We start from the raw sequence: 19,260 nt of genomic DNA on the forward strand, positions 1-19,260 counted from the left end.
ATTAAAATGAAACATTAATACCTGTTGTAAAAGTTCTTGTCTGTGGATATTGTCCATAATCAACACCAGCACCTAATGGGCTTGAGTTTGACACGTCTGGGTTATACCCTTTATATTTAGTAAAAGTATAAAGGTTATTGATAGCTACATAAATTCTAATTTTATCCAGTTTTAGATTATCTAATACCTCTTTAGGAAGTGAATAACCTAATTGAATATTTTGAATTCTTAAATAAGAACCATCTTCAACATAAAAATCTGAAAACAAAAAGTTATTAGAAGCTGTGTTTGAAGCTCTAGGTACCGAATTTGAAGTTCCCTCACCAGTCCAGCGATCTAAATAAAAGTCTGGTTTGTTACTATAGGTTAAGAATCTTTCATAACTACGTGCTATATCATTACCAATAGAAGCATATAAAGAAGTTCCAAAATCAAGAGACTTATAGTTTATATTTAAATTGAATCCCATTGTAACATCAGGAATTGGATTACCAATAACCGTTTGATCATCACTACTTCCGTATTCTACAACTCCATCACCATCTACATCTACATATCTAATATCACCAGGACTTGCGCCAACTTGATATGCTGTATCAGAGCTATCAATAGTGCCATCATTATTTGTATCTGTGTTTAAGGCATCTATTTCGGCTTGATTTTGATATATACCATCCATTTTTAATCCATAAAACACACCTATTGGTAATCCTGTTTGAAATCTAGATGTTGTTTGGCTTAATCCAAAAAGTCCTCCAGAAATAAAACCTGCAGCATTATTAACCTGAAGTGCTTTATTTTTAATTGTTGTTAATGTATAACCTGCACTAAAACCAAAATTATCATTAAAGTCGTGCTTATAATTGATACTTAAATCAATTCCTTTATTTTCAATGGTACCTGCATTAACAAAAGGAGCTGAACTACCACCAGCAGCTGATCCCAAAAGACCTGATACTTCTGGCACTAACAATAAATCCTCAGTCGTCTTTTTATAATAATCAATAGTTAAATTTAACTTACTATTAAAAAGCCCTAAATCAATTCCGATATTTGTCTGTTTGTTCGTTTCCCATTTTAAATCAGGATTAGCCAATGCTCCAACTGCATTACCAAATGATAATAAATCATTAAAAGGATATGTTGCCTCACCTGTAGTACCTTGTAAAAGACCTAACCATCTATAATCACCAATTTTATCATTTCCTGTTATCCCCCAACTTCCTCTAACTTTAAGTTTATTAATAAAATCTACCTTAAAAAATTCTTCGTTAGAAGCTAACCAACCAACAGAAACTGATGGAAAGTTACCTATTCTATCATTCGATCCAAATTTTGTTGACGCATCACGTCTTACCATTGCAGACAATATATACTTGCCCTGATAATCATACTGAACTCGTCCGAAAAAAGAATACCATCTATTTTCATTTCTTCCATCTGCAGATGTCACTAAACTAGAAGTGACCTCATCGCCAACTACTTGTATAATTGAATTAGAATTACCTAAATATGCATTATCCCATGAGTCTGGTCCACTATTTAAAGGCCCTGAACCAAAAAAGCCCTTATAAACCTCACTTCTAATAGAAGTACCCAATAAAAAATTAAAATTATGTTTATCATTAAAAGACTTGCTGTATTCAACAAAGTTTTCCCAAGTATAATCGAAAGAGTGCTGCGTGTTTTCAGCAACTGTACCATAAAGATCTCTCTGACCATCGTCATTTCTATCAACATCGAAAGCACTAGGGTCATTCGCATCTAATACTACATTATTTACAACTTTACCTAAACCATAATACTGTAGTGGGTAATATTCTCTACCGCCATAATCCGAATAATTAAAATTGAATCGAGTTGTCGCCTTTAAATCATCTATTAAGTTATAAACTAGTTCTATTTTACCAGTAAAACGATCTGCCCATCCCTCATTATAAGTATTATCTAATAATGCAAGTGGGTTAACAATTTCGTTACCTTGGTCTTGACTAATATAAGCATACCCATTAGAGATATTTGAAGGTGTAGAATCATCATAAACAGGACTTAATGGCGAAGCGTTTAATGCATAATATAATGCAGAACCTCGACCACCCTCTGCTATAGATTTATTCCTAATATTAGTATACAACAAAAAGGTATTCAGTTTTAATTTTTTTGAGATATCCACCCCTAAATTATTCTTGATAGTCCAACGTTGATAATTAGACTTATCACTTTCAATTATACCATCTTGAGCAAAATAACTAGCACTAAAGCCATATGTAGTAGATTCTGAACCTCCATTAACACTGAAATTATGATTAAACATTGGAGCTTGTGAGAATAGTTCTTCTTGCCAATCTGTATTAGTAGTTAAATTTTGTAAATTTGGATAAGGCAAAGGATTACCATCAGCAGCTTCCGTTTCATTCACATATGCCGCGTATTCATAGTTATTAAGCATATCAATTTGATTATCTGCTTCCTGAATGGTATAGTATGAATTGTACGAAAATTTTGTTTTTCTGTTTTTCTTTCCAGATTTAGTAGTAATAAGAATAACACCATTTGCCCCTTGCACTCCATATATCGCGGAACTAGCATCCTTAATAATATCCATTTTTTCAATATCGTTAGGATCTATAATACTAAGATCATTACCTATATTAACCCCATCTACAATTACTAAAGGAGAGTTATCACCATTTGTAGTAATACCTCTAATTCTAATATTAAGTGAAGCTCCAGGCGAACTAGAATTTGCATTTACTTGAACTCCTGCCGCACTACCTTTTAATGCTTCTTCAATTCTCGTCGGATTAGTTTCAACAATGCTTTCTGCATCCATGCTAGAATATGCACCTGTAACCAATTCTTTTCTCTGCGTACCATAACCAATTACAACTACCTCACTTAAAGACTCTGAGTCTTCAACTAAAGCAATATTTAGTGGGTCATTATTTAAAATTGTAATCTCTTGCTTAACAAAACCAATATATGAAACAACTACTACAGAATTTAATGGCACATCCTTTAAAGTAAAGTTCCCATCAAAATCTGTCGATGCTCCTTTAGTGGTATTCTTAAGGATTACATTAACACCTGGTAAAGGTTGCCCTGAAGATGCTTCAGTTACCGTTCCAGTTAGATCTACATTTTGCCCAAATGCTGTCATTGTTAAAATGAGTGCAAATAGCGTGAAAAGTTTTATTTTCATAGTTTATTTAATTAGATACTGTAATATTAGAAAATAAATATTAAGAATTCTTAAATCAAGGCTATACATAAAACATACAACGCAAAATAAAACACCAAAAATTACTAAAAAATCATTCAACACCCCTTTATTTTATGATATTCTCGGAATTAACTTTTACTTAACAAAACTCTTGTATATAGTTAAAATGACGCCAAATACAGCTTTTGTATAGGTAATGTATAGGCGAATTAGGTAAGTGTATAGGTACTACAATTCAATAATATAATTAGATAGACTTTGTTCGTGCTCTAATCCCAATTTTTTACGCAAACGATAGCGCTTAACCTCAACACTTTTATGAGAAATATTTAAAAGTGGAGCTATTTCTTTTGAAGATAGATTTAATCTTAAATAAGCACACAATCTTAAATCATTAGGCGTAATAGACGGATGGAGTGCCTTTATCCTTTTCATAAAATCTTTATCGACGTTATTAAAGGCTTCTTCGAATAATTCCCAATCGTTTGTATTGTTTATGCTTGAGTTAATAAGTTTAACCACTTTATTAACTTCTGTTAATGATTTACTTTTAGTTAACTCACTCTTAATATTACTCAACAACTCATTACGCTTTACTAAATTCATAGTTGCCATACCAAGTTCCCTGTTCTTGTTTTCAATGTCTAATTGTAAGTTTTTGTTTTTAAACTGTATTAACTGACGCTTATTTTCTGATTGTTCTAATGCCAATTGTCTTTCTTTTTTTTCAATAAGCTTTTTTTGCTGTTTTTTATAATGCTTTTTATTGAAATAATACAGCACATATATAAAGAGTAATGCTAAAACAAAATAAGAAATTATGGCCAATGGTTTAAGATACCATGGTTTTTCAATTGTAAAACCATATGACAATATATTACTAGATACAACACCTCCTGATATGGCTCTCGCCTCAAAAGTATAATCTCCATAAGGCAAATTTTTAAAAAACACTTCTGAGCTTGGAGACCAATTACTCCAATTATCATAGATACCTGTTAACTTATATTGGTATTTAGAAGCGGAAAGTTTATCGTAATTAGTAACACTATATTTAAATTTAATATTATTAGTTTTATTCTTAAAGACACTAGAGTTAATTAGATCCAATGACTCAAGTTCATTTGGATGCGATCCACTAGCAACACTGTTTAAGTGAATATCTAAAGCTCTATACTCAAGCTTATTTAAATCCATTATTAAATACCCTTCTGTAGTTCCGATTAAATAAACATTACCACCTAGGTCTAATATATTTTCAAATCCAGATTTACTTTTACGCACTTCTTCAGAAAGCGCAATAGAATTAATTTTTGGCTCACTTGATAATTTCCCAGGCTCTATATATATGATATCATTATTAGAAAAACCCCAAAGCTTATTAGCTTCCCTATCATTAATTAGCTTACCAGAAACGTAATTTTCTCCACTAAACAACTTACTTAAAACGGTATCTGGTTTAAATCTTTGATTTTCTTTATCATATGAAAAAAAACCATCTTGAAAACTATATAAGATTTTATTATCATAACTTACAATACTAGATTTCACACCTTCATGGATAGGTATCTTCTTGAAATCAATTACTCTCTCAAAATCATTATCTATCTTAATTTTATAAACGCCTTTATACTCATGACTCACCAATAACTCATGTGAATCAAGAAATTCAAAATATCGAGAAGAAATATCAAAGTCAACAATTTTATTTCGATAACTCCATGTATTACCAATTTTTTCTAAAATATTTAATCCTTTATAATTACCTTGAATTAAAAGATTAGGGTAACCTTTAATTTCTTTAACTACCCAAGTCCCTAAAACACTAGAAATTCCTTTAGCAGCTCCTTTATCAATAATAAAAGTTCCCTTATCGTGACCACAAAACAACGTTCCCTTAACAAAAGATAAGCTCCAAACTTGCCCTTTAGTGCCTTCTACAAATCTAAATGAGTTTTTATAATTTAAATTTTTATAAAACAAACCCTGATTCGTTCCCAAATAAAGATAATCTTCTACTTTGGCAGCAACATACACCGTACCCAAAACACCTTGCTTATCAGTATAAACTTTATACGGAGAATTCAGATTAATAACATTTATACCATTATCCAAGCCTAACCAAATATTACCATAACTATCTTCTAAAATTGACAAAACAGTATTATTGCTCATCCCAAAAGACTGATTGACTCTTAACAACTCCTTGCCATTTTTATCTATATGAATAATTCCATTAGCAACTGTTCCTAAAACAAAGCTTTCATCATTTAATTTAATACTACTATAAATACTCAAATCAGAAAATGGTATATTTGAACTTGGCAACCAAGGCTCTATACCTTCATCATTAAAACTAAAAAAGCCATTCTCTTTAGTTAGTAGTAGCAGCTTAGAGTCTGTTAAAAACATATTCACTAACTCTCTATCAGCAATCGTTTCTGCCGAAATCACCATGGCTTCTACACCATTTTCAATCTTAAAAACACCTTTATTTATTATTTGAAAATAAATAGTTTCACCTACCTTAAACATTTTATTTATCCTAGAATCAGAGTTTATAATGTCAAAACTTTCCTCTTCTGTATTATAAATATAAATTCTATCGAACGACTGAAATAACACATAACCTTCAATATTAATGATGCCCCAAAAATCCTCATCTTCGTTTACTGAAAATTTTTGATCATCAATTAGAGAAGTATACAATAATTTACCTTGGTTGTTTTTAGCCCAATAACCAAAATCCATATATCCACCCGAATAAATTTTATCTTCAACAACCCTTAAAGACCTTAAAATGCCAACGTTTGGAGAATTATAAAGCGTCCAAGACGCACCATTATACTCCAGCAAACCTTTATTGTTAGCAACATAAATAAAATTATTTTCAGCTTGAGCTATTGCCCAATTTTGATCTTCAGCACCATAATCTTGCGATGTAAATACCTGAATAGGAGGAATCTCTTGTGCATAAAAAGTAACACTAACAAGTAGTGCTGTAAGCAAAAAACAAAGATTAACCTTAAGTTTATAAAAAAATAACATAAAACAGATATTGTATAATGCTGTTAAGGTAGTAAAATTATTAATAAGCTTTATTTATTAGGCTTAACATCTTAAATGTTTTAAGCATGTATAGTTATAAGACAGAAAAAAAGCACTCAAGTTTTCTTAAAAACAAAGTGTTATTGTGCTGAAAAAGAATCTAACCTGATAATTTTCAATATATTCGACCAAACAATAATTATAAACTCTATTCGATGAAAAAAGCCTACCTTTTATTTTGTACATGTCTTTTCTTACTGACATTAAACGCACAAAAAGAATTATCCCCAGATTATAGTTTTAATGTTAGTGAGCCTTATCAAGTTTATGATGCAGCAAAAAAATTCTATTTCAGTAAAAACAAACAAGTTTTAACTGTAAAGCCTTGGAAAAAATATTTAGTTATTCAAAAATTTGACGTAGAAGGACTAAGTATTATTTCAGAAAAAAAATACGAAGATCTCCCTGATAATTATGTTGTAGAAGGAATGATTGAATTGCAAGATAAGTATTACTTTTTCTACTCATCTTGGTCAGGAAAAAAATCCAAGCACGAGCGCTTGTATTATAGAGAAATCAACTTTGAAACTGGTGAGTTTACAGGAGAGCCTATTAAACTAATTGATATTGCTGGAAAATTAGCCGGATCACCAATGGCCACATATACTACAGGCGTTAATTTTGGTGCAATGGGAATGTTTGGTGGTTTTGGAGTTACAGATAAGTTTGATTTTATTACGTCTTATGACGAATCTAAACTTATGGTACAATATAGAAAGAAACCAGAAGTAAAACGAGACACTAAAAGTTACGATATCATAGGTGTTAATGTATATGATTTTACACTAAATCCTATTTGGTCTAACGAATACAAAATGCCTTATACGGAAAGACGAATGAATTTGCTCGATTTCGCTGTAGATTCCGAAGGTCATGGCTATATGCTTTCTAAAGTATTTCATGATGATAGCAATAAAGACAAAAAGAAAAAGAAAGATAAAGATGCCAATTACCATATGGAGTTATTTAGACTTCTTGATGGCTCTGATAATATTGAGATTACAAAAATAGTTTTAGATGATAAATTTATTAATGGGATTTCACTATTTGAATCATCAGATGATTTTATGATTTGCGCAGGTTTTTATACCAATGGACTAAATAACAGACTAGCAAACTCAGACGGATTGTTCACCTTTAAAATTGATAAAAATGGCGAATTAATAGAGAAAAAATCACATGAAATCCCTGTTGAAGTTTTAAACCAATACGTTAGTGATAGAACTAAAAAGAAGAATACAAAAAAAGACGAAAAAGACAAAGCGGAGTTCATTAATTTACAGCTGCGAGATTTAATAATATATAATGATGGTAGCCTTGTACTCATTGGCGAACAAACCTATGTGATACAACATCGTACATCTAGCGGACGTATTTATTACACTTTCCACAACAACGATATGTTACTTTCTAAAATAAATTCAAATGGTGATTTAGCTTGGATGAAAAAATTACCAAAAAGACAGTCTGGAGCACCTAAAATGGGGCAAGTTTACGACACAAGTAAGACTTACCAAGGCGGAATGTCTTATTCATATTTTTACACCAATGGAAACCATTACTTAGTCTATTTAGACAATGTAAAAAACATAGACTTACCTTTAAATAAAATCCCTGCTAAACACAGTGATGGTCATGGAGGCTACTTAACGGCATATAAAATTAATGATACTACAGGTGACGTTGAAAAAGATAACATTTTCGATACCCGAAACGTCACAAAAAAACTTGAAGTTCATCAATTCAGCAACAATAGAGTTATTAAAACTGCTGAAAATGAATTTGTAATAGAGTTTTATAAAAAGAAAAAAGAAGACGTTTTAATTAAAGTAAAAATAAACCAATAATGTATTGCAATAAAGTTGATTATAATTTAAAGCACTATCCATAATTGTTAAAATAGTATAATTACAATTAATTATTTTCAATATATTTGACGAATCAATATTTATAAATTTATTATGAAAAACACATTATCACTCGCGTTTGTTCTATTACTATCAACAATAGTTTACGCTCAAAAAATGAAAGTTGCAGAAGGAAATTTTGATTTCATTGAAAGCAATCAAGCCATTAATGTAGAGTTTGATTATAGCAACATGCAAATTAACAAGGACAACCTTACTAATGACGAATACGTTAAGGAACGTAGTGAAGATTTAGAATCTAAAGGAAAAGGTAAAGGTAAGACTTGGGCAAAAAAATGGTTAGCTAGTAGAGAACTTATCTATGCACCAAAATTTTTAGAGCTTATGAATAGAGATTTAGCTGAAAAAAAAGGCATGTCTTTTGAAGAAGGGCTTACAGATGCAAAATACACACTTATAGTAGAAACTGTTTGGATATATCCAGGTTATAATGTTGGCGTTATGAGACAACCAGCAAAAGTAACTACGTTATTAAAATTTGTTGAAACTGCTAATAGAGATAATGTACTATTAGAAATTACTAGTAAACATGCACCAGGTGCTCAATTTGGAGGTACATTTAGTAACGAAGATCGTATTGGTGAAGGTTATGCTAAAACAGGTAAAACGTTATCTAAATTGATTATGAAAAAAGCATTCTAAATCAATTTAAACCTTTTAATATAAAAGTGAGTAATTAGTGATCTAATTACTCACTTTTTTGTTTTTCCATATCTATAATATGAGCAACTGTTCTAACAAGTCTATGATGGTTTTTCACAAAAGGATTACTCTCGTCCCATACATAACCTGCTAATACAGCACATATTTGTTTTTTAATTTCAGGATTTTCTGGTCTATGAAAGAATAATGTTTGTAAATTTCCTGTGTACCATTCTTTGACGTATGTAGAAAACACATTAACTCCACTTTTTATATAATCTGAATATTCTACCTCCCAATCCACAGATTCATTATGCAAAGATTTGGTAATTAATTTCGCTGCCATTAATGCAGATTCAGTAGCAAAAGTAACACCCGAAGAAAACACAGGATCTAGAAACTCAGCACTATTACCCGTTAACACATATCCTTTTCCATAGAGTTGTTTCACAGATTTAGAATAATTAGTTATTTCTACAGGTTTAAATAAAAAGTCAACATCTTCAAATCGCTCCCTATAATAAGCTGATAATTTCAACATTTCTGTTAACTTCTCAGAAGAAGTACCTTTAAAAGACTCCATAAATTCCGTAGGTCCAACAAAACCAATACTGGTTACTCCATTAGAAAACGGAATCACCCAAAACCACAATCTTGTATCAAGAACATCAAAAGTAATTCTAGTCCCTTCCCAACCTTCTGGTCGTTTTACATCTTTAACATGTGCAAATATTGAAGACTGATTCAATAGTTCTGACGGTTTTTCTAAATCTAAAAGACGAGGCAATACACGACCATAACCACTAGAATCAATAATAAATTTAGCACCTACTTTGTATATTTCACCATCCTTATTTTTAATAGAAGTTACAGAACTTCCATCATCGCTAAAATCAACATCAATTACCTCTTCCTCAAAAGCAATATCCACACCTCTATTAAGAAGCTCATCGGTGAGCGTTTTGTCAAAATCTGCTCGTGGCACTTGCCATGTCCAATTCCAACCTTCGGTATGTTTTTTACTAAAATCAAAATTACAAACCTCCTCACCTCTTAAAAAGCGTGCACCAGCTTTAACTTCAAATCCTTTCTTTTTTAAGCAATCTAATAAGCCTACTTCTTCAAAATGATCCATGCATCTAGGCAGCAAACTTTCACCAATAACAAATCTTGGGAAATTGTTTTTTTCAACAACTTTAATTTTTAAACCATTATTATGCAAATAAGAAGCAGCTACACAACCAGAAGGTCCAGCACCAATTATTAAAACGTCAACATTTATATTACTCATTATTTTAAACCTAAAGATTCATTTATTATTTTAAATTTGCACATAAGCACAGCTACAACTTGCGGGTTGTAAAAAAATATTCATTAAAGATATTGAAAAAATATAGATGGTAAAACTTAAAGGGGAATTAAGAATTGAAGATTTTTATAAAGTAATATTTGAATCTCATTCTATTCAAATGAATGATACTGTTTTAGAGACTGTTGTAAAAAGCTTTAACTTTTTAAAAGAGTTTTCAGAAAATAAAGTTATTTACGGTGTTAATACTGGTTTCGGGCCAATGGCACAGTACAAAATTAAAGATTCTGAAAGAATACAATTACAATACAATTTAATACGTAGCCACGCATCTGGCACAGGTAACCACATACAACCAAAGTATGTAAAAGCTGCGATGCTAGCAAGATTAAACACCTTGTCATTAGGTAATTCTGGAGTCCACATATCGGTTATAAATTTAATGACCGAATTAATAAATAGAGACATCACTCCATTAATATATGAACACGGAGGAGTTGGAGCTAGTGGAGATTTAGTACAATTAGCACATTTAGCACTAGTACTAATCGGTGAAGGAGAAGTCTTTTATAAAGGTGAACGTAAAGCAACAAAAGACGTTTTTAAAACGGAAGGTTTAGAACCAATTTCTATAGAATTAAGAGAAGGACTCGCTTTAATGAACGGTACCTCTGTAATGACAGGCATAGGTATTGTAAATACCGTTTATACTAGACGATTATTAAATTGGATGATTTCTAGCTCTGCTGCAATTAATGAAATTGTAAAAGCCTATGATGATCATTTATCTTACGAGTTAAATCATTCAAAAAGACATATAGGACAGCACAAAATCGCAGAAGAAATGCGTGCTCACTTAAAAGACAGCAACTTAACTCGAAAAAGAGAACATCACTTATACGAGAAAAACAGTGATAATGTTTCTGTTTTTGAAGACAAAGTACAAGAGTACTATTCATTACGTTGTGTTCCACAAATATTAGGTCCTGTTTTAGACACATTAAATAGTGTTGAAAGCATTCTAATTGAAGAAGTAAATTCTGCTAACGACAATCCGATTGTGAACGTAGAAAAGCAACACGTGTATCATGGTGGAAATTTCCATGGAGATTATGTTTCATTAGAAATGGATAAGTTAAAAATAGTAGTTACAAAAATGAGCATGCTTGCAGAGCGTCAACTAAACTACCTACTAAATCCTAGTCTTAACAATATGTTACCTGCATTTGTAAATCTTGGAAAATTAGGACTCAATTTTGGTATGCAAGGTGTTCAATTTACAGCGACCTCTACTACAGCAGAAAATCAAATGTTATCTAACCCTATGTACGTACATAGTATTCCTAACAACAACGACAATCAAGATATTGTGAGTATGGGAACAAATGCTGCATTAATTACAAAAAAGGTTATAGAGAACGCTTTTGAAGTTTTAGCCATAGAAATGATTACTATCATTCAAGCAATTGAGTACTTAAAAGCACAAGACCAAGTATCTTCAAAAACGAAGAAAATGTATGATGAAATAAGAAAATTAGTTCCTATATTTACAGAAGACGTTGTTATGTATCCTTATGTAAATGAAGTTAAAGCCTATATAATGAACAATGAGTCATTATAATAGCTAGTGTAAAATAACGTCTTTTGCTAAAAATATAATTATTTCCAAGAATGATTATATTAAATTTTATAGGTGATAAATGGTAAAAAAATATAAACACATGAAAACTAAACACTTATTTCTACTCGTATTTTTACAAACTATTTTTTCTATTAATGCACAAGAATTAGCATTGGTTAGGGACAATGATTTATTTGGCTATATCAATACTACTGGAGAATATGCCATTAAACCGCAGTTTCAAAAAGCATCAAGTTTTTCCGGAAAATATGCAGCAGTTCTTCAAGGAGATAAATGGGGACTTATTGATACTTCTGGAGAATGGGTACTTCAACCAGAATATGATAAAATAAAAGACTTTAACTCTGGTTTTGTATTAGTGCTTAAAAATGACCAATGGAATTATATAGATGCTTCAGGAGAAATTTTAAAAACTCCTGTGCATGAAAAATACTATGATTTTGACGGTGGAGTCGCATTTTATAGAAGCAATAAAAAATATGGTCTTTTAGGAACCGATGGTAAACTTATATTAGAACCTACTTACGATGTTATTAAACCTTTCAGTAACGGCTACGCTAGAGTAAGAAATGGAGATAATTGGGGAATGATTAACAAAAAAGGAGACGTATTCATTCCTTTAGAATATAGTGAGATTGGAGATTATAACAGTAAAGGTGTTGGAGCTAGAAAAGGAGATTCCTTTGGAGTTATAACCAATAACGAATTTAACATCATTAGTGGAGCTGATAAAATTTGGGACTTTACAGACGATTCTGACCTAACTTATGCACGCAGCAATAAAAAAGTAGGATTTGTTAATAATAAAGGAGAATGGATAATTCAACCTACTTTTAAAAAGGTTAGAGCCTTTAAAAATGGCTTAGCCCCTGTTACTAATGATAAGCTTTGGGGATATATTAATGAAAAAGGAGAAAAGGTAATCGATTTTATCTTCCGAGATGCTGAAACATTTTCAGAAAGCGGTTTAGCTCCTGTAAAAGAAAAGAAACTTTGGGGTTTTATAGACAAAACAGGTAAAACTGTTATAGCTGCAGAATACGTCATTACAGCAGGAGGTCTATCTATTTTTAGTAAAAACTCAATAAAAGGATTCCACAATGGATTAGCGCGTGTAAAAAAAGGTAAAGAATGGGGTTTTTTAGATACTGACGGGAATCCATTAGGAGGAAAATGGTATCAAAACGTTGAACTTTTTGTAAACACCGCACAATAAATTAGCATAATATAAATGAACGAAAAAGAACAGGTAACCAAGTGCGCTCTAGTAACAGGAGGTTCTAGAGGTATTGGTAGATCAATTTGTATACAATTAGCAAAAGATTCTGATTATCATATCTTAATTAATTATCAAAGTAATAAACAAGCAGCTTTAGATACTTTAGAAGCTGTAAAAGAAGCTGGAGGAACTGGCGAAATACTTCAGTTTAATGTGGTTAATAATGAAGACGTAAAATCCACTTTAGATAATTGGTTAGAGCATAATAAAAATGCCATCATTGAAGTCATTGTTAATAACGCAGGCATTACAAAAGACGGATTGTTTATGTGGATGACTCAAGACGATTGGAACAATGTAATAAATACAAGTCTTAATGGTTTCTTTAACGTCACTAATCACTTAATTCAAAAATTACTCGTTCAAAAATACGGACGAATCATTAATATGGTTTCGCTTTCTGGCTTAAAAGGCACACCAGGTCAAACCAATTACTCAGCTGCAAAAGGTGCTGTAATTGGTGCAACTAAAGCATTAGCTCAAGAAATTGCCAAACGTAATATTACTGTAAATGCAGTTGCACCAGGATTTATTAAAACGGATATGACTGGTGATTTGGATGAAAAAGAATTAAAGAAAATGGTACCTGCAAATCGTTTTGGAAATCCAGAAGAAGTAGCCCATTTAGTATCTTTTCTAGCCTCTAAAAAAGCCTCTTATATAACAGGAGAAGTTATAAACATTAATGGAGGGCTTTACTCTTAAATAAAGTTGAAAATGGGAAGAGTTGTAATAACTGGTATGGGTATCTATTCTTGTATAGGTAAAAATTTAGATGAAGTAAAGGATTCTTTGTACAATGGTAAGTCTGGAATTGTTATTGACGAAGAAAGAATCCCTTTTGGATATCGCTCTCCTTTAACAGGCATGGTTGAAGCTCCTAACTTAAAATCACAACTTACTAGAAGACAAAGAATAAGCTTAGGCGAAGAAGGCACTTACGCTTACGTAGCTACCGTTGAAGCTTTAAAAAACGCCAAAATCACTCAAGATTTTTTAGATGCAAATGAAGTAGGTATTCTCTATGGCAATGACAGTACAGCAAAAGCTGTTATTAACTCTATAGATACCATTAGAGAGAAAAAAGACTCAGCGTTAGTTGGTTCAGGCGCTATATTTCAAGCTATGAATTCTACAGTGACCATGAATCTTTCAACAATTTTCAAATTAAAAGGTGTCAACTTTACAATAAGTGCTGCATGCGCAAGTGGATCTCATGCAATTGGCATGGCTTACCAACTTATTAAAAGCGGATTACAAGATTGTATTATTTGTGGAGGTGCTCAAGAAATAAATAAGTTCGCAATGGGTAGTTTTGATGGTTTAGGTGTGTTTGCTATGAATACAGATCAACCAGAAAAAGCTTCACGTCCTTTTGATAAAAACAGAGATGGTTTAGTACCAAGTGGTGGTGGAGCAACTTTAGTCGTTGAGAGTTACGAATCTGCTATTAAAAGAGGAGCACCTATTTTGGCCGAAATTATTGGCTATGGCTTTTCTTCTAATGGAGATCATATATCTACACCAAATGTTGATGGACCATCAAGAGCAATGCTAAAAGCTATTAAACAAGCAAATATAGAAAGTAGTACTATTGATTATGTCAATGCTCATGCAACCTCAACTCCTGTCGGAGATGCTAACGAGGCTAAAGCAATATACAATGTATTTGGTGAAAACGGACCCTATGTAAGTTCTACAAAATCTATGACTGGCCATGAGTGTTGGATGGCTGGCGCGAGTGAAGTCATTTATTCTATGCTAATGATGCAAAATGATTTTATTGCACCAAATATTAATTTAGATCAACCAGATGAGGACGCTGCTAAATTAAATTTAGTAAGTAAAACACTAGATAAAAAAATTGATGTATTTTTGTCGAATTCTTTTGGATTTGGAGGAACAAATTCAGCATTAATAATCAAAAAAATATAGAATAAAGATGGATAAAGAAGTTATTATTGAAAAAATAAACAACTTTCTTATAGATGAATTTGAAGTTGAATCTGAAGACATTTCTCCTGAAGCTAACCTAAAAGACACGCTTGATCTTGATAGTTTAGATTTTGTTGATCTTGTTGTCTCTGTCGAATCTAATTTTGGAATTAAATTAGTAGGAGAAGATTTTGTAGGTATTGTATTGCTTGAAGATTTCTATAACCTTATCGAAAATAAACTTAAATAATTTTACTTAAATATTTATGGCTGCTGAATGGAAAGGAAAGTCCAGAGGTACAGTTTTAGGTTATAAAATATTTATATTTTGTATCAAAAAACTAGGGTTACCCTCAGCCTATTTTGTGTTATATTTTGTAGCAGCTTATTTCTGTTTTTTCGCAAAAGACAGTACCACATCGGCTTATTACTATTTCCGTAAAAGACTACAATACTCTAGATTTAAAAGCATTATCAGCATCTATAAAAGTTATTTCGTTTTTGGACAAACTATTATAGATAAAATTGCAATTTCTTCCGGCTTAAAATCTAAATTCACTTATGATTATGATGGTGTTGACCAAATTAAAGAAGTCCTAAAGCAAAAAAAAGGAGGAATTTTAATTAGTGCGCATTTAGGTAATTTTGAAATTGCCGAGCACTTTTTTGGTGAATTAGAAGAAAGAGATTTTATAAGTTTACTTACCACTGATGTTGAACATACAGCCATCAAAAACTATCTTGATACCGTTGTTAAAAAATCTAACATAAAAATCATATTAATTAAAGAAGATCTTTCTCACATCTTTGAAATTAATGCAGCATTAACAAGAAATGAAATTGTGTGCATAACAGGAGATAGATACATTAAGGATTCTAAATATTTAACTCACGAGTTGTTAGGCAAAGAAGCTAAGTTTCCTGCTGGACCATTTTTAATTGGATCTCGACTACAAGTACCTGTTTTATTTGTTTATGTTCTCAAAGAGTCTAGAAAGCACTACCATCTTTACGCTAGAACATCTACAGTAAAAAACAGAGATGCCAACGCACTACTAAAAGATTATACCCAAAGCTTAGAATGGATGCTTAAAAAATATCCTTTGCAATGGTTTAATTATTTTGACTTTTGGAATGCTAATAAAAAATAAGATGAAGAACATTCTAGTGATACATTATTCTCAATCTGGTCAACTTACAGAAATAATGAATAATATAGCAAGGCCTCTAAGTACTAACGAGGATATTAATGTTGTTCATTATGAAATAAAAATGGAAACACCTTTCCCTTTTCCATGGAAAAAGAAAGATTTTTTTAATGTGTTTCCTGAGTCATTTTTACAAATTCCATCTAAAGTACAATCAATACCAGAGCAAATTTTAAATCAAAAATTCGATTTAATATTATTTGGCTATCCAGTATGGTACTTAAGCCCCTCAATACCAACCACATCATTTTTAAAATCACCTGGTGCTAAAAAACTATTAGCTAACACACCTGTAATAACGGTAATTGGCTGCAGAAATATGTGGATTATGGCGCAAGAGAAAGTTAAAAACTTACTAAAAAACTGTAATGCTAAACTCATTGGTAACATTGCTTTAGTAGACAGGCACATAAATCACATTAGCGTTATCACTATTGTGCAATGGATGTTTACAGGAAAAAAAGAACGCTACTTAGGTGTTTTTCCTAAACCAGGAGTATCTCAAAAAGACATAGACGAATCTTCAAAATTCGGTGATATTATATTAGATCATATATCTAATAACAACCTAGATACTATTCAAAACAACCTCTTAAAAGAAAAGGCAGTTGTTATCAAATCTTTTTTAGTTTTAGCGGACCAACGTGCTAATATTTTGTTTGATAAATGGGCTAAACTTATTTATTCTAAAGGCGATGCAAATAGCGAAAAGCGAACCGTTTGGCTAAAAATGTTTAACTATTATTTATTATTTGCCATTTGGATTATTGCTCCGTTGGTTTTTATTCTATTTTTGTTGACATATATACCTTTATACGGAAAAATAAAAAGGGATAAAAAGTATTATTCATCAGTAGAAATTAAATAGAAGGGGCAACAATGAAGGACGTTTATATAACTAGAATATCAAAAATTTTACCTAATGATCCCATTAGTAATGATGAAATGGAGACGATTTTGGGTCAAATTAACGATAAACCTTCTAAGGCAAGACGCATTGTATTAAGAAACAACGGCATAAAGCAACGATACTATGCGATTAATAAGAATGGAGAATTCACTCATTCTAATGCAAAATTAACACAAGAGGCCATTTCAAAATTATTTGATCAATCGTTTACAGAAAACGATATGGAACTTCTATGCTGTGGCACATCTACACCAGATCAATTATTACCATCTCATGCTGCTATGGTACATGGCTTATTAGCTAATAAAAATTTAGAAATAAACTCAGCTTCAGGTATTTGCTGTGCAGGTATGAGTTCTATGAAATTTGGATATTTATCCATAAAAGCTGGAAATTCTAACAATGCTGTTTGTACAGGTTCTGAAAGGGTTTCAACAAGACTTTTGGCAGATAAATTTGAAGAAGAATCAGAATCACTTTCAAAATTAGAAAAACTCCCTATAATAGCATTTAAAAAAGATTTTTTACGTTGGATGTTATCTGATGGTGCTGGTGCAATGCTGCTTGAAGACAAAAAAAATAAAACAGGCCTATCTTTAAAAATCGATTGGATGGAAGCCTATTCTTTTGCTCACGAATTAGAAACTTGTATGTATTCTGGCGGAGAGAAGCTTGAAGATGGTTCTATAAAATCTTGGACAGAATATAGCTCTAAAGAATGGTTAGAAGATTCTATCTTTTCTATAAAACAAGATGTTAAGATTTTAGAAGAGCATGTTATTAATAAAGGTGTAGAAAGTATGGAAATGGTCTTTGCAAAACATTCTAAAGACTCTGCGGATATCGATTATTTCTTACCTCATATATCGTCTCAATATTTTGCAGAAAAATTAAAAAACAGAATTAAAGAAAAAGGACTAAAAGTTCCTGAAAGCAGTTGGTTCACAAATTTAAGTAAAGTTGGTAATGTTGGGTCTGCTTCCATCTATTTAATGCTTGAAGAATTAATGAACTCTGGACGATTAAAAAAAGGGGATAAAATAATGTTATCTGTACCAGAAAGTGGCAGATTCTCATACGCTTACGCTCATTTAACCGTTTGTTAATATGATTTTACTAGATACACCTATTACCACTATCGAAAATTTAATACCGCAAAAATCACCATTTGTAATGGTAGATGCGCTATTAGGTTTTTCGGATACACAAATAGCATCTTCGTTTAAAATTTCTGACAGCAATATTTTCTTAAAAAACCACACCTTATCTGAGTCTGGATTAATAGAAAACATGGCACAAACTGTAGCACTGCATACAGGATACGACTACTTTTTAAAAGGACAACCTGCACCAACAGGCTACATAGGTTCTATTAAAGAAGTTCAAATTTTAACGCTCCCAGCATTAGATGAAACAATACATACTGAAGCTCATATTTTACAAGAATTTATGGGAGTTACTTTAGTAGAAATAACTATTTTTAATTCTAATAAAGAGAAGATTGCTACAAGTACAATGAAAACTGTTATTGCCAAATAATGATGGACCTTAACAAAATTGATATATCAAATTTTTTACCGCATCGTCCTCCGTTTTTATTATTAGACAAAATTCTAATTCTCACTGATGAAGAGGTGTCAGCATCATTCAAAATCGAGGCAAATAATCTCTTTGTTGAAAACAATTATTTTAGCGAAATGGGATTGGTTGAAAATGCAGCACAAACGTGTTCATCTATTGTAGGCAAAAGCTATTTTGATGATGATGATACAGAGGGTAAAGGAGCTAAATTAATCGGTTTTATAAGTGCCATTAAAAAAATAACAGCATTTTCTTGTCCTAAGGTGGGAAGCACCATAATATCGAATGCCAAATTAACTTCAAGGTTAGATACAGAAAGCTATAGTCTGTGCTCTTTAGAGTGTCATATTTTTGAATCTACTAACCTATTGTTATCTTGTGAACTTAATTTGGTTATTAAGGATTTAAAATAGTTTAATACAACTAGCATTTTAAAAGACTTAATATCCTAAAGCAATTATTTAAATGCACTCACATTGCAATTTAAACAATACG

General features: G+C 31.5%; 15 protein-coding genes. 12 read left to right on the forward strand and 3 right to left on the reverse strand.

Annotated features, from left to right (window positions below; translation table 11 throughout):
- Position 1: 1 nt before the first annotated feature.
- Both ACJJVO_RS09885 and ACJJVO_RS09890 read right to left on the reverse strand, forming a co-directional pair.
- The gene (locus ACJJVO_RS09885) at positions 2-3,202 is read right to left on the reverse strand and encodes a SusC/RagA family TonB-linked outer membrane protein (RefSeq protein WP_405573468.1); all 3,201 of its coding nucleotides are present in this window, start codon (positions 3,200-3,202) and stop codon (positions 2-4) included.
- A 249-nt stretch (positions 3,203-3,451) separates the two neighbouring features.
- Positions 3,452-6,232, reverse strand: coding sequence for a triple tyrosine motif-containing protein (locus ACJJVO_RS09890; RefSeq protein WP_405573470.1), 2,781 nt, complete (start codon positions 6,230-6,232; stop codon positions 3,452-3,454).
- Between the two features lie 254 nt (positions 6,233-6,486).
- Here ACJJVO_RS09890 and ACJJVO_RS09895 point away from each other — a divergent pair, with 254 nt between their 5' ends.
- On the forward strand, positions 6,487-8,178 hold the full coding sequence (locus ACJJVO_RS09895; protein ID WP_405573472.1) for a hypothetical protein: 1,692 nt from the start codon (positions 6,487-6,489) through the stop codon (positions 8,176-8,178).
- Between the two features lie 177 nt (positions 8,179-8,355).
- Complete coding sequence (locus ACJJVO_RS09900) at positions 8,356-8,901, forward strand: hypothetical protein (protein ID WP_405573475.1); 546 nt, start codon at positions 8,356-8,358, stop codon at positions 8,899-8,901.
- Between the two features lie 46 nt (positions 8,902-8,947).
- On the opposite strand, the gene ACJJVO_RS09905 is transcribed toward ACJJVO_RS09900, so the two are convergent.
- On the reverse strand, positions 8,948-10,192 hold the full coding sequence (locus tag ACJJVO_RS09905; protein ID WP_405573477.1) for an NAD(P)/FAD-dependent oxidoreductase: 1,245 nt from the start codon (positions 10,190-10,192) through the stop codon (positions 8,948-8,950).
- Positions 10,193-10,298: 106 nt separating this feature from the next.
- On the opposite strand from ACJJVO_RS09905, the gene hutH reads away from it, so the two are divergent.
- From hutH to ACJJVO_RS09955, 10 genes are all read left to right on the forward strand, one after another.
- Entirely contained in the window at positions 10,299-11,831 is a 1,533-nt protein-coding gene (hutH, locus tag ACJJVO_RS09910) for a histidine ammonia-lyase (RefSeq protein ID WP_405573480.1), read from the forward strand.
- Positions 11,832-11,931: 100 nt separating this feature from the next.
- A complete protein-coding gene (locus tag ACJJVO_RS09915; protein WP_405573483.1) occupies positions 11,932-13,068 on the forward strand; it encodes a WG repeat-containing protein in 1,137 nt (378 codons plus the stop codon).
- A gap of 15 nt (positions 13,069-13,083) precedes the next feature.
- Positions 13,084-13,836 carry a 3-oxoacyl-ACP reductase FabG gene (gene fabG / locus ACJJVO_RS09920; protein WP_405573485.1) on the forward strand — a complete coding sequence of 251 codons (753 nt, stop codon included), beginning with the start codon at positions 13,084-13,086 and terminating at the stop codon, positions 13,834-13,836.
- A 12-nt stretch (positions 13,837-13,848) separates the two neighbouring features.
- Positions 13,849-15,066 carry a beta-ketoacyl-[acyl-carrier-protein] synthase family protein gene (locus ACJJVO_RS09925; RefSeq protein WP_405573487.1) on the forward strand — a complete coding sequence of 406 codons (1,218 nt, stop codon included), beginning with the start codon at positions 13,849-13,851 and terminating at the stop codon, positions 15,064-15,066.
- Positions 15,067-15,073: 7 nt separating this feature from the next.
- Positions 15,074-15,316 (forward strand): phosphopantetheine-binding protein, encoded by a 243-nt coding sequence (locus tag ACJJVO_RS09930; RefSeq protein WP_405573489.1) that lies wholly within the window; start codon positions 15,074-15,076, stop codon positions 15,314-15,316.
- 16 nt (positions 15,317-15,332) lie between these two features.
- Positions 15,333-16,217 carry a lipid A biosynthesis acyltransferase gene (locus ACJJVO_RS09935; protein ID WP_405573491.1) on the forward strand — a complete coding sequence of 295 codons (885 nt, stop codon included), beginning with the start codon at positions 15,333-15,335 and terminating at the stop codon, positions 16,215-16,217.
- A 1-nt stretch (position 16,218) separates the two neighbouring features.
- Positions 16,219-17,142: a dialkylrecorsinol condensing enzyme DarA gene (locus tag ACJJVO_RS09940; protein WP_405573494.1), complete on the forward strand. Its 924-nt coding sequence runs from the start codon at positions 16,219-16,221 to the stop codon at positions 17,140-17,142.
- Between the two features lie 11 nt (positions 17,143-17,153).
- On the forward strand, positions 17,154-18,290 hold the full coding sequence (locus tag ACJJVO_RS09945) for a beta-ketoacyl-ACP synthase III (protein WP_405573496.1): 1,137 nt from the start codon (positions 17,154-17,156) through the stop codon (positions 18,288-18,290).
- Between the two features lies 1 nt (position 18,291).
- Positions 18,292-18,723, forward strand: coding sequence for a hypothetical protein (locus ACJJVO_RS09950; protein WP_405573498.1), 432 nt, complete (start codon positions 18,292-18,294; stop codon positions 18,721-18,723).
- Positions 18,723-19,178 carry an ABC transporter permease gene (locus ACJJVO_RS09955; protein WP_405573500.1) on the forward strand — a complete coding sequence of 152 codons (456 nt, stop codon included), beginning with the start codon at positions 18,723-18,725 and terminating at the stop codon, positions 19,176-19,178. Before ACJJVO_RS09950 ends, ACJJVO_RS09955 begins: the two co-directional genes overlap by 1 nt.
- The last annotated feature ends 82 nt before the right edge of the window (positions 19,179-19,260 follow it).

It is taken from the genome of Winogradskyella sp. Asnod2-B02-A, from assembly GCF_045063645.1.
Lineage (GTDB): Bacteria > Bacteroidota > Bacteroidia > Flavobacteriales > Flavobacteriaceae > Winogradskyella.